The organism is Massilia atriviolacea (assembly GCF_003953935.1).
GTDB classification, from domain to species: Bacteria; Pseudomonadota; Gammaproteobacteria; order Burkholderiales; family Burkholderiaceae_D; genus Telluria_A; species Telluria_A atriviolacea.
In genome coordinates this window covers 206,723-218,848 of the sequence record NZ_RXLQ01000012.1, presented here as the reverse complement: position 1 = coordinate 218,848, position 12,126 = coordinate 206,723, and the positions used below count along the sequence as shown (strand labels likewise).

At 64.8% G+C, this 12,126-nt stretch carries 12 protein-coding genes; 11 read left to right on the top strand and 1 reads right to left on the bottom strand.

The window, feature by feature from the left end; all coding sequences use genetic code 11:
• The first annotated feature begins 8 nt into the window (after window positions 1–8).
• From EJB06_RS22080 to EJB06_RS22045, 8 genes are all read left to right on the top strand, one after another.
• A complete protein-coding gene (locus EJB06_RS22080; protein WP_126076209.1) occupies window positions 9–284 on the top strand; it encodes a DUF2160 domain-containing protein in 276 nt (91 codons plus the stop codon).
• A gap of 62 nt (window positions 285–346) precedes the next feature.
• The gene (locus EJB06_RS22075) at window positions 347–2,071 is read left to right on the top strand and encodes an ABC transporter substrate-binding protein (RefSeq protein WP_126076166.1); all 1,725 of its coding nucleotides are present in this window, start codon (window positions 347–349) and stop codon (window positions 2,069–2,071) included.
• A gap of 86 nt (window positions 2,072–2,157) precedes the next feature.
• On the top strand, window positions 2,158–3,642 hold the full coding sequence (glpK, locus tag EJB06_RS22070) for a glycerol kinase GlpK (protein WP_126076165.1): 1,485 nt from the start codon (window positions 2,158–2,160) through the stop codon (window positions 3,640–3,642).
• A 134-nt stretch (window positions 3,643–3,776) separates the two neighbouring features.
• A complete protein-coding gene (gene ubiE / locus EJB06_RS22065) occupies window positions 3,777–4,511 on the top strand; it encodes a bifunctional demethylmenaquinone methyltransferase/2-methoxy-6-polyprenyl-1,4-benzoquinol methylase UbiE (RefSeq protein WP_126076164.1) in 735 nt (244 codons plus the stop codon).
• Window positions 4,512–4,521: 10 nt separating this feature from the next.
• The gene (locus tag EJB06_RS22060; RefSeq protein WP_126076163.1) at window positions 4,522–5,130 is read left to right on the top strand and encodes a Tim44 domain-containing protein; all 609 of its coding nucleotides are present in this window, start codon (window positions 4,522–4,524) and stop codon (window positions 5,128–5,130) included.
• A gap of 122 nt (window positions 5,131–5,252) precedes the next feature.
• On the top strand, window positions 5,253–5,906 hold the full coding sequence (locus EJB06_RS22055; protein WP_229427212.1) for a ubiquinone biosynthesis accessory factor UbiJ: 654 nt from the start codon (window positions 5,253–5,255) through the stop codon (window positions 5,904–5,906).
• Window positions 5,907–5,911: 5 nt separating this feature from the next.
• Entirely contained in the window at window positions 5,912–7,474 is a 1,563-nt protein-coding gene (gene ubiB / locus EJB06_RS22050; protein ID WP_126076208.1) for a ubiquinone biosynthesis regulatory protein kinase UbiB, read from the top strand.
• Window positions 7,475–7,476: 2 nt separating this feature from the next.
• Window positions 7,477–8,073, top strand: a complete 597-nt coding sequence (locus EJB06_RS22045; RefSeq protein WP_126076161.1) for a methyltransferase domain-containing protein — start codon at window positions 7,477–7,479, stop codon at window positions 8,071–8,073.
• 72 nt (window positions 8,074–8,145) lie between these two features.
• Here the strand turns inward: EJB06_RS22045 and EJB06_RS22040 are convergent, their stop codons facing one another.
• Complete coding sequence (locus EJB06_RS22040) at window positions 8,146–9,126, bottom strand: peptidylprolyl isomerase (protein ID WP_126076160.1); 981 nt, start codon at window positions 9,124–9,126, stop codon at window positions 8,146–8,148.
• Window positions 9,127–9,269: 143 nt separating this feature from the next.
• On the opposite strand from EJB06_RS22040, the gene EJB06_RS22035 reads away from it, so the two are divergent.
• The 3 genes from EJB06_RS22035 (at window position 9,270) to aspS (ending at window position 12,095) form a co-directional block, all read left to right on the top strand.
• Window positions 9,270–9,590, top strand: coding sequence for an FmdB family zinc ribbon protein (locus tag EJB06_RS22035; RefSeq protein ID WP_126076159.1), 321 nt, complete (start codon window positions 9,270–9,272; stop codon window positions 9,588–9,590).
• 41 nt (window positions 9,591–9,631) lie between these two features.
• Window positions 9,632–10,237 (top strand): DUF502 domain-containing protein, encoded by a 606-nt coding sequence (locus EJB06_RS22030; RefSeq protein ID WP_126076158.1) that lies wholly within the window; start codon window positions 9,632–9,634, stop codon window positions 10,235–10,237.
• Window positions 10,238–10,298: 61 nt separating this feature from the next.
• Window positions 10,299–12,095 (top strand): aspartate--tRNA ligase, encoded by a 1,797-nt coding sequence (aspS, locus tag EJB06_RS22025; RefSeq protein ID WP_198420894.1) that lies wholly within the window; start codon window positions 10,299–10,301, stop codon window positions 12,093–12,095.
• Window positions 12,096–12,126 lie beyond the last annotated feature (31 nt).

The window sequence follows — 12,126 nt, the reverse complement described above, 5'->3', positions numbered from 1 at the left end:
TGGAAAACCTGTTTTCATGGATGGCGTGGACCGCGCCGGTGGCGATCTTCTTCAGCTGCATCGGCCTGATGCTGGCCGGGATGACGATCTGGCAGGTGCGTTCGCCGTCGATCGAGCGGCGCGGCTTTTTGCCGATGTCGACGACGCGCGGCGACCGCCTGTTTATTGGCCTGTTGACGGCGGCCTATGTTAACCTCGCATGGGCGGGCCTGTCCGACCTGCATCAGGGGATCGGCGCGGCGATCGGGTTTGTGGTGCTGTTGATTGTGATGCGCTGGGGCTGACCGGGCGCCGGTGCATGGTGGGGTACTTTCTTAACGACGTACATATAAAAAAAGGCGGAGACATGAAACTGAAAATGACACTGATGGCGGCGGCGTTGCTGGCCACGGCGAGTGCTTGGGCCGATACCAAGGAAGCCGAAAAATGGATTGGCCAGGAATTCCAGCCTTCCTCGCTGTCGAAGCAGCAGCAGATGGATGAAATGAAGTGGTTCATCGACGCTGCCGCCAAACTCAAGGCCAAGGGCATCAAGGAAATCAGCGTGGTCTCCGAGACCATCGATACCCACGTCTACGAGTCGAAGGTGCTGGCCAAGGCCTTCGAGGAAATCACCGGCATCAAGGTCAAGCACGACATCATCCAGGAAGGCGACGTGGTCGAGAAGCTGCAGACCTCCATGCAGTCCGGTAAAAGTATTTACGACGGCTGGGTCTCCGACTCGGACCTGATCGGCACCCACTACCGTTACGGCGCGATCATGCCGCTGTCCGATTACATGGCGGGCGAGGGCAAGGCCTTCACCAATCCGGGCCTGGACCTGAAGGACTTCATCGGCGCCAGCTTCACCACCGCGCCGGACGGCAAGCTGTATCAGCTGCCCGACCAGCAGTTCGCCAACCTGTACTGGTTCCGCGCCGACTGGTTCGCGCGCAAGGACCTGAAAGACAAATTCAAGGCCAAGTACGGCTACGAGCTGGGCGTGCCGCAGAACTGGTCGGCCTACGAAGACATCGCCGAATTCTTCACCAACGATGTCAAGAACATCGACGGCAAGAAGGTGTTCGGCCACATGGATTACGGCAAAAAGGACCCCTCGCTGGGCTGGCGCTTCACCGATGCCTGGCTGTCGATGGCCGGCGCCGCCGACAAGGGCATTCCGAACGGCTTGCCGGTCGACGAATGGGGCATCCGCGTGGCGGCCGACAAGTGCACGCCGGTCGGTGCGGCGGTCGCGCGCGGCGGGGCCACCAACTCGCCGGCCTCGGTCTATGCGCTGACCAAGTATGTGGACTGGATGAAGAAGTACGCGCCGCCGCAGGCGGGCGGCATGACCTTCTCCGAATCCGGCCCGGTGCCGGCGCAGGGCGACGTGGCGCAGCAGATTTTCTGGTACACCGCGTTTACCGCATCGATGATGAAACCGGGCCTGCCGGTGGTGCAGGCGGACGGCAAGCCGAAATGGCGCATGGCGCCGTCGCCGCACGGCCCGTACTGGAAAGAGGGCATGCAGAACGGCTACCAGGACGTGGGCGCCTGGACCTTCTTCAAGTCGACCCAGCCGGACCGCCGTGCGGCGGCCTGGCTGTACGCGCAGTTCGTGACGTCCAAGACGGTCTCGCTCAAGAAGTCGATCACCGGCCTGACCTTCATTCGCGAGTCGGACATCAAGCACGATTACTTCACCAAGAACGCGGATAAATACGGCGGCCTGATCGAGTTTTACCGCAGCCCGGCGCGGGTGGCCTGGAGCCCGACCGGCAACAACGTGGCCGATTATCCGAAGATGGCGCAGCTGTGGTGGAAGAACGTGGCCACGGCGGTGAGCGGCGAGAAGACCCCGCAGGCGGCCATGGATAACCTGGCGGAGGAAATGGATAACGTGATGTCGCGTCTGCAGCGCGCGGGGATGCAGAATTGCCCGCCGAAGTTGAATCCGAAGGGCGACCCGGCCACCCACCTGAGCGACAAGGCCGCGCCGTGGAAGAAGCTGGCCAACGAGAAGCCGAAGGGCGAGACGATTGCGTATGATGTCCTGCTCAAGGCGTGGAAGGAAGGGCGGGTGCGCTAGGCGGTAAGTTAACGCTCTTATCTCCTCGAACCTCAAAACCGTCGTTCCCGCGCAGGCGGGGACGACGAGATTACCAGCGACCCAGCATGACCAAATTCATTCTCGCCATCGACCAGGGCACCACCAGTTCGCGCGCGATCCTGTTCGACCGCGCCGGTCACATCCACGGCGCGGCGCAGCAGGAGTTCCGCCAGTTCTTCCCCCAGCCCGGCTGGGTCGAACACGACGCCAGCGAAATCTGGACGTCCCAGCGCGCCGTCATCGACCAGGTCCTGCGCACCAACAACGTGGCGGCGGCCGACATCGCCGCCGTCGGCATCACCAACCAGCGCGAAACCACGGTCCTCTGGGAGCGCGCCAGCGGCGAGCCGGTGGCCCCGGCCATCGTCTGGCAGGACCGGCGCAGCACGCCCTGCTGCGAAGCCCTGCGCGAGGCCGGCCACGAAGCGCTGTTCCAGCAAAAAACCGGCCTGGTGCTGGACGCCTACTTCTCCGGCCCCAAACTCAAATGGCTGCTCGATCACGTCCCCGGCGCCCGCGCGCGCGCCGAACGCGGCGAACTGGCCTTCGGCACCGTCGACAGCTGGCTGATCTTCAAAATGAGCGGCAAGCACCTGACCGACCCCAGCAACGCCGCGCGCACGCTGATGTTCAACATCCACACGGGGCAGTGGGACGATGAACTGCTGGCCCTGCTCGACATTCCGGCCGGCCTGCTGCCGCACGTGGTGGCCAGCAGCGGCGTGGCCGCCCACACCGACGCCAGCCTGTTCGGCGCCGCCCTGCCGATCGCGGGCATCGCCGGCGACCAGCAGGCCGCCACCTTCGGCCAGGCTTGCCACAGCCCCGGCATGGCCAAGAATACTTACGGCACCGGTTGCTTCATGCTGATGCACACCGGCCAGGCTGCCACGATCTCGCAGAACAAGCTGATCAGCACAATCGGCTGGTCGCTCCCGGGCCGGACCGATTACCTGCTCGAAGGCAGCGTCTTCATGGCCGGCGCCGCCATCCAGTGGCTGCGCGACGGCCTCGGCATCATCGAGCACGCGGACCAGGTCGAGGACCTGGCGCTGGCCGTGCCGGACAATGGCGGCGTGCTGTTCGTGCCCGCCTTCGCCGGCCTCGGCGCGCCGCACTGGGACGCCTACGCGCGCGGCACCATGGTCGGCATGACGCGCGGCACCAACAAGTCGCATATCGCGCGCGCCACCCTGGAAAGCATCGCCCTGCAAAGCGCCGACGTGCTCGACGCCATGCAGGCCGACGCCGCCATGCCGCTGACCCAGTTGCGGGTCGACGGCGGCTGCGCCCGCAACAACCTGCTGATGCAGTTCCAGGCCGACATCCTCGGCGTGCCGGTGGTGCGCCCGGTGGTGACCGAAACCACGGCCCTCGGCGCGGCCTTCCTGGCCGGGCTGGCGGTGGGCTTCTGGGCTTCGCAGGAAGAAATCGCGGCCCAGTGGCAGATGGAGCGGCGCTTCGAGCCCGCCATGGCGAAGCAGGAGCGGGTGCAGCGCCTGGGCGAATGGCGGCGCGCGGTCGAGCGTTCGCGCGCCTGGAGCCAGTAGCGGCCAGTAGCGGCTAGTAGCGGCCAGCAGCGGCTGGCAGCGGCCGGAAGGCCGGTGGCACCGCTCCCGGCCGTGTCATGTGCCGCCGCCGTGGGTCGCTTGTATAATGCACGCAGACAAACGGCAGCCCTACTATGACAAACAGCACACATTTCGGTTACAAAACGGTCTCCGAGGACGACAAGGTCCACGAAGTGGCCAAGGTGTTCCATTCGGTCGCATCCAAGTACGATGTGATGAACGACCTGATGTCGGGCGGCCTGCACCGGCTGTGGAAAACCTTCACCATCGCCAACGCGGGCGTGCGCCCCGGCTTCAAGGTGCTCGATATCGCCGGCGGCACGGGCGACCTGGCCAGGGCGTTTGCGAAGCAGGCCGGCAAGACCGGCGAAGTCTGGCTTACCGACATCAACGAGTCGATGCTGCGCGTCGGCCGCGACCGCCTGCTCGACAAGGGCCTGATCACGCCGACCCTGCTGTGCGACGCCGAAAAGCTGCCTTTCCCCGATAACTATTTCGACCGCGTCAGCGTGGCCTTCGGCCTGCGCAATATGACCCACAAGGACCAGGCCCTGGCCGAAATGCGGCGCGTGCTCAAGCCGGGCGGCAAGCTGCTGGTGCTGGAGTTTTCCAAGGTGGCGGCAGCGCTGCAAAAGCCCTACGACCTGTATTCCTTCTCGGTGCTGCCGTGGCTGGGCCAGAAGATTGCCGGCGACGCCGAGAGCTACCGCTACCTGGCCGAGTCGATCCGCATGCATCCGGACCAGGACACCCTCAAGACCATGATGGAAACGGCCGGCCTGGAGCGGGTCCAGTATTTCAATTTGACGGCCGGGGTGGCGGCCTTGCACACCGGTATCAAGTTCTAGGATCAGTACGATGAAAAAATTTGTTGCAAGCATGGTTTTCGCCATGTCGGCGCTGTCCGGCACGGCCATGGCGCAGCAGGCTCCCGCCGCCGCCCCGGCCGCCGCCGCCGCCTCGGAATTACCGGCCCAGGTGTATATCGGCGGCGCGGTCATGCTGTTCGGCCTGGCCGGTTTCTTCGCTTTCCGCATGAAGCGCCGGCGCGATGCGGCGGCCCGGCCCGCGCCGGCGGCGGCCAGCGCCAAGCCGGCTGTTCCGCCCGGCGTCGATACCGGCGCCTTGCTGCGCCAGGCCAAGGCCACCTTCATCCGCATGCAAAAAACCTGGGACAAGGCCGACGCCAACGACCTGCGCCAGTTCACCACGCCGCAGGTGTATGCCGAATTGCAGCCGCAGATGCAGGCGCCCGGCGCCAGCGTGACGGAAGTGCTTTCCATCGAGTCCGCATTGCTGGGCGTCGAGACGGTGGGCGACAGCTACCTGGCCACGGTCCGTTTCAGCGGCCAGATCCGCACCGCGGCCGGCGCCGCGCCCGAAGCGCTGGCCGAGGTCTGGAATATGTCCAAGCCGGTCAAGGGCGGCGGCGACTGGAAGCTGGCCGGCATCGGACAGCTTTCCTGATTATTCTTTCTCAAAGTAACAGTGCCGCCGGAAAACGGCGCGCCAAACTGGTAAGATCGAAACCGCCTGCTGTCCCTGGCGGTTTTGTTTTTTAAGCGTGCCCCATGTCACCACCGAACTCCATGTCTCCCCAATCCGCGCTGATGGCGCCCGCCATCGCCGCAATCAATCACTTGCTGGCGCAGGAAGCGTGGGCCAGGGATGCGCTGGCGCCGCACAGCGGCAAGGTGGCCTGCATCGACGCCGGCGCCATCGCCCTGCGCCTGCTGGTCACGCGCGACGGCATGCTGGCCGCCGCCCCCGCCGAGGCCGAGCAGGGCGCCAGCGTCACCATCCGCGTCAAGCTGGCCGACCTGCCGCTGATCGCCCGGAACCGCGAGCGAGCCTTTTCCTACGTCAAGATCGAAGGCGACGCCGAGTTCGCCAACACGATGTCGCAATTGAGCAAGGGCTTGCGCTGGGAGGCCGAACACGACCTCGAGCGCGTGCTCGGCCCGATTGCCGCCAGGCGCGTCGCCGGCGGCGCCAGGACCGTGTTCGACGGCGTGCGCGCCCTGCACGGCAAGGTGACTGAAAATATGGCCGAATTCTTCCTCGAAGAGCAGCCCCTGCTGGTGCGCCCCTCGGCCGTCGAGGAGTTCGGCGCCGATGTGAGCCGCCTGCGCGACGATGTCGAACGCACCGCCAAGCGCCTCGCGCGGCTCGAACAAACGCTGGCGCCTGGCGCCGCACCGGATGCGCTCAATGCGGCCGGGCAACAGAAACTGGATCTTTAATGGTATTGAAATTCCTGCGCCTGCTTAAAATTCTCCGGGTCGCGGTCAAGTACGGCCTCGACGAAATCGCCATCTCCGGCCTGAAAGTGCCGCGCACGGCCAAGCTGATCGACACCGTGATCTTCTGGCGCGATATTTCGGCCCCGCGCGGGGTGCGCCTGCGCATGGCGCTGGAAGAACTGGGGCCGATCTTCGTCAAGTTCGGCCAGGTGCTGTCGACCCGGCGCGACCTGATGCCCTTCGATATCGCCGACGAGCTGACCCACCTGCAGGACCGGGTGCCGCCGTTCAGCTCCGAGCTGGCGATTGCCCAGATCACGCGTTCGCTGCGCGCCCACCCGGACGAACTGTTCGCCAGCTTCGACCGCACGCCGGTGGCCTCGGCGTCGATCGCCCAGGTGCACTTTGCCACCTTGAAGGATGGCAAGGAAGTCGCGGTCAAGGTGTTGCGTCCGGGCATGAAAAAGCTGATCGACGAAGACGTGGCGCTGATGCACATCGCCGCCGAGCTGATCGGCCGCATCTGGGCCGAGAGCAAGCGCCTGAAACCCAAGGAAGTGGTGGCCGAGTTCGACAAATACCTGCACGACGAGCTCGACCTGATGCGCGAAGCCGCCAACGCCAGCCAGCTGCGCCGCAATTTCGCCGGCTCCAACCTGCTGATGGTGCCGGAAATGTACTGGGATTACTGCGCCAGCAGCGTGATCGTGATGGAACGCATGCACGGCATTCCGGTGTCGCAGATCGACCGCCTGGCGGCCGAGGGCGTGGACCTGAAAAAACTCTCGAGCGATGGCGTGGAAATTTTCTTCACCCAGGTCTTCCGCGATGGCTTTTTCCATGCGGACATGCACCCCGGGAATATCCTGGTGTCGGTGGCGCCGCAGACCTTCGGCCGCTACATCGCGCTCGACTTCGGCATCGTCGGCACCCTGAACGACTTCGACAAGGATTACCTGTCGCAAAATTTCCTGGCCTTCTTCCGGCGCGACTACAAGCGCGTGGCCGAAGCCCACATCGAATCGGGCTGGGCCCCGCGCGAAACCCGCGTCGACGAGCTCGAATCGGCGGTGCGCGCCTGCTGCGAACCGATCTTCGACCGCCCGCTCAAGGATATTTCGTTCGGACAGATCCTGCTGCGCCTGTTCCAGACCTCGCGCCGCTTCAACGTCGAAGTCCAGCCGCAACTGGTGCTGCTGCAAAAGACCCTGCTCAATATCGAAGGCCTGGGGCGCCAGCTCGACCCCGACCTCGACCTCTGGAAGACCGCCAAGCCCTACCTGGAGCGCTGGATGGGCGAGCAGGTCGGCGTGCGCGGCATGGTCGAGCGCCTCAAGGCCGAGGCGCCGCGCTACACGCATATCCTGCCGCAGCTGCCGCGCCTGGTTCACCGGGCCCTGCAGCAGGCCGCCGAACCGTCCGGCGCCAACGACGACCTGCTCAAGATGCTGGTGCTCGAACAGCAGCGCACCAACCGCCTGCTCTCGCTGGCGCTGGGCGGCGCCGCCGTGGTGGTGGCTAGCGCGGCGGTGGCGCTGGCCTACGGCCGCCTGACCCATCTGTTCTGAGCATGCCCGACTTTGCCAGCCGCGACCCGCAATCGCCCGCCTTCTGGGACGAGCGCTTCGAGCGCGGCTTCACGCCCTGGGACCGGGGCGGGGTGCCGGCCGCGCTGCGCGACTTCGTGGCACGCAGCGAACGTCCGCTGCGCACCCTGATTCCCGGCTGCGGCGCCGCCTACGAACTGGCTTACCTGTCCGACGCCGGCTGGGACGCCACCGCCATCGACTTTTCGCCGGGCGCGGTGAGCGCCGCCAGGGCGGCGGTGGGACCGTGGAGCGCGCGCGTGCGCGAGGCCGATTTTTTTACGTACGCGCCCGCGCAGCCGCTGGAACTGATCTACGAACGCGCCTTCCTGTGCGCCTTGCCGCGCGCCATGTGGCCGCAGGTCGCCGCGCGCTGGGCCGCCCTGCTGGCGCCGGGGGCATTGCTGGCGGGATTTTTCTTCTTCGACGATGCGCCCAAGGGGCCGCCATTCGGCATCGGCCAGGCCGCGCTCGACGCGCTGCTGGCACCATCGTTTCGTTGCGTGGAAGATGCTGCGGTGGACGATTCGATTGCCGTGTTTGCGGGCAAGGAACGCTGGAAGGTGTGGCAACGCCGGTAAACCGTTCCCGCCGGGGGGAACGGCCGGACTGCGGGCGGCGGCGCGGCCAGGCCGGCGCCGCCGCGCAAAGGCTTACTTCGACGCTGCCGGGGCGGCGGCTGCCGGTGCTGGCGCCGCACCGTGATCGTGGCCATCGTGGGCCGCCGGTGCCGCTGGCGACGCTGCCGGGGCTGCGCCCGGCGTGGCCGCGGCCGGTACCGGGCTGCTGCGGTACTCGATCTTGGCGTCAGCCTTGAGCTTGTCCAGGTAGGCCTTCATGTTGGTGCGCTGGACTTGCTGCTTGAGCTGGTCCTTGAGCTGCTCGAGCGGCGGCGGGGTGATCGGGCGCGAATCTTCCAGCATGATCACGTGGTAGCCGAACTGCGACTTGACCGGCTCTTCGGTGAACTTGCCTTTTTCCAGCTTGGCCACGGCCGCGCCGAACTCGGGCACCATGCTGGCCGGATTGAACCAGCCCAGGTCGCCGCCGTTGACTTTCGAGCCCGGATCCATCGATTTTTCCTTGGCCAGGCCGGCGAAGGCCTTGGCATCTTTCTTCAGCTTGGCGACGATGGCTTTTGCTTCGGCCTCGTCCTTGACCAGGATGTGGCGCGCCTTGTATTCGTTGCCGCCGGCCGAGGCGACCATCTTGTCGTATTCGGCCTTGACCATCTCGTCGGTGACCGGATTGGTCTTGATCCAATCCTGCATGTAGGCGTTGGCCGTCATCGATTGCTTGATCAGCTCCAGCTGGCGCGCCACGTCGTCGCTCTTGTCCATGCCCTTCTTGACGCCTTCGTTGGCCACCAGGGTCTGCATCGCCAGGTTGTCGATGATGGCTTTGCGCAGCTCAGGGGTGTCCGGCTGACCCTGGGCGGTGCGTTCCTTGACCATCATGTCGACCGTGGCGGTCGAAATCGCGACCCCGTTGACGGTGGCGGCAACGTCGGCCGCAGGCTTGGCGGCCGATGCAGCAGGCGCGCTGGCCGGCTTGCTTGCATCTTTTGGGCCGCAGGCGGCCAGAGCCAGCGCCGAGGCAGCGCCGATGAGCAGAACACGAGACTTAATCAACATCGTTCAATTTCCTTTTTCAAGTTAGCCCGGCGCATGCCGCGCAGCAGGCACGCATCTTACCATCCCCGTGGCTGGGCATTTATGCTTGCGTCTTTGAAAAAAGCTTATAATTCAGGGTTTTGACGATTTTTGCGGAGTATTCAATGCCGATTTACGCCTACCGCTGCGATGAATGCGGTTTTGCCAAGGATGTATTGCAGAAGATCTCCGACCCGGTGTTGACGGTCTGTCTGTCCTGCGGCAAGCCTTCTTTCAAGAAGCAATTAACCGCCGCCGGCTTCCAGCTCAAGGGAACCGGCTGGTACGCCACCGATTTCCGCGGCGGCGCCGCGCCGTCGACCGGGACCGCCAGCGGGCCGGTCGAGGGCGCCGGCGCGCCCGCAGCGCCCGCAGCGGCGGCGGCCGAAGCGCCTGCGGCCGCGCCGGCCAAGCCGGCGGCGACCCCGGGCAGCGGCACGACCTGAGCCAAGGGACGCGCCGCGTCCCGTCAATCACCGAGAGCTGAATGCGTAAATATTTCATCACCGGATTGCTGGTCCTGGTTCCGCTGGCAATCACCCTGTGGGTCCTGAACCTGGTCATCAGCACGATGGACCAGTCGCTGCTGCTGGTGCCGACGCGCTGGCATCCGCACACCCTGCTCGGACGCGACATTCCGGGCCTGGGCACGATCCTGACGATCGCCATCGTGTTCCTCACCGGCTTGCTGGCCAATAATCTGGTCGGCAATTACCTGGTGCGCCTGTGGGAACGCCTGCTGCACCGCATTCCCGTGGTCAGCTCGCTCTACGGCAGCGTCAAGCAAGTCTCGGACACCCTGTTCTCCTCGTCCGGCAACGCCTTCCGCAAGGCCGTGCTGCTGCCGTATCCGCACGCCGAGAGCTGGAGCATCGGCTTCCTCACCGGCGTGCCGGGCGGCGACGTCAGGAACCACCTGGTGGGCGACTTCGTCAGCGTGTACGTGCCGACCACGCCGAATCCGACCTCGGGTTTTTTCCTGATGATGGAACGCAGCAAGGTCATCGAACTCGACATGACCGTCGACGCGGCCCTCAAATACATCGTCTCGATGGGCGTCGTCGCCCCCGAGCATTTGCCAACCAAAGAGTAAGCGTGCGGTTGTTGCCGCGCCCCTTGAATAACCAACCTAGACTGAAAACACTATGTCCTCCATGCGTACGAACTACTGCGGCCTTGTCACTGAAGAACTGCTGGGCCAAACCGTCAGCCTGTGCGGCTGGGTACACCGCCGCCGCGACCACGGCTCGCTGATTTTCATCGACCTGCGCGACCGCGAAGGCCTGGTCCAGGTCGTCTGCAATCCGGAGCAGGCGGAGATGTTCAAGGTCGCCGAAGCGGTGCGTAACGAATACTGCCTGCGCGTGACCGGTGTGGTCACCGCCCGTATCGGCAACACGGTCAACAACAACCTCAAGTCGGGCAAGATCGAAATCGTCGCCAGCGCCGTCGAAGTGCTCAACGCCTCGGTGCCGGTGCCGTTCCAGCTGGACGACGACAACCTGTCGGAGACGACCCGCCTGACCCACCGCGTGCTCGACCTGCGCCGCCCGCAGATGCAGAACAACCTGCGCCTGCGCTACAAGGTGACGATGGAAGTGCGCAAGTACCTCGACAACCTCGGTTTCATCGACATCGAAACCCCGATGCTGACCAAGTCGACCCCGGAAGGCGCGCGCGACTACCTGGTGCCGTCGCGCGTCAACGCCGGCAACTTCTTCGCGCTGCCGCAGTCGCCGCAGCTGTTCAAGCAGCTGCTGATGGTCGCCAACTTCGACCGTTACTACCAGATCACCAAGTGCTTCCGCGACGAAGACCTGCGCGCCGACCGCCAGCCTGAATTCACCCAGATCGATTGCGAAACCTCGTTCCTGACCGAACAGGAAATCCGCGACCTGTTCGAAGACATGATCCGCATCGTCTTCAAGAACACGCTCGACATCGACCTGCCGAACCCGTTCCCGGTGATGGACTTCGCCACCGCGATGGGCCTGTACGGTTCGGACAAGCCGGACATGCGCGTGAAGATGGCATTCACCGACCTGACCGAGGTAATGAAAGACGTCGAGTTCAAGGTCTTCTCGGGCGCCGCCAACATGACCGGCGGGCGCGTGGTCGGCCTGCGCGTGCCGCAGGGCGGCACCATGCCGCGTTCGGAAATCGACGCGTACACCCAGTTCGTGGGGATCTACGGCGCCAAGGGCCTCGCTTACATCAAGGTCAACGAAAAAGCCAAGGGCGCCGAAGGTCTGCAGTCGCCGATCGTCAAGAACCTGCACGCTGACGCACTGGCCAAGATCATCGAACTGACCGGCGCCGAAGACGGCGACCTGATTTTCTTCGGTGCCGACAAGGCCAAAGTCGTCAACGACGCCATCGGCGCGCTGCGCGTGAAGATCGGCCACTCGGACTTCGGCAAGAAAGCCGGCCTGTTCGACGACGTCTGGAAACCGCTGTGGGTGGTCGACTTCCCGATGTTCGACTACGACGAAGAGTCGGACCGCTGGACCGCGACCCACCATCCGTTCACGGCGCCGAAAGACGGCCATGAAGACATGTTGGAGACCAATCCTGGCGCCTGTATCGCCAAGGCCTACGACATGGTCCTGAACGGCTGGGAACTGGGTGGCGGTTCGATCCGTATCCACCGCGAAGAAGTGCAGAGCAAGGTGTTCCGCGCGCTGAAGATCGACGCCGAAGAAGCCCAGCTCAAGTTCGGCTTCCTGCTCGACGCGCTGCAATACGGCGCGCCGCCGCACGGTGGCCTGGCCTTCGGCCTGGACCGCATCGTGACGATGATGACCGGTTCCGATTCGATCCGCGACGTGATCGCCTTCCCGAAAACCCAGCGCGCCCAGTGCCTGCTGACCAATGCCCCGTCCGAAGTCGACGAGAAGCAGCTGCGCGAACTGCACATCCGCTTGCGCAACGCCGAACCGAAGATCGTTTAAACTGAAAAGCACGGTTCGCCGTGCTTTTTTT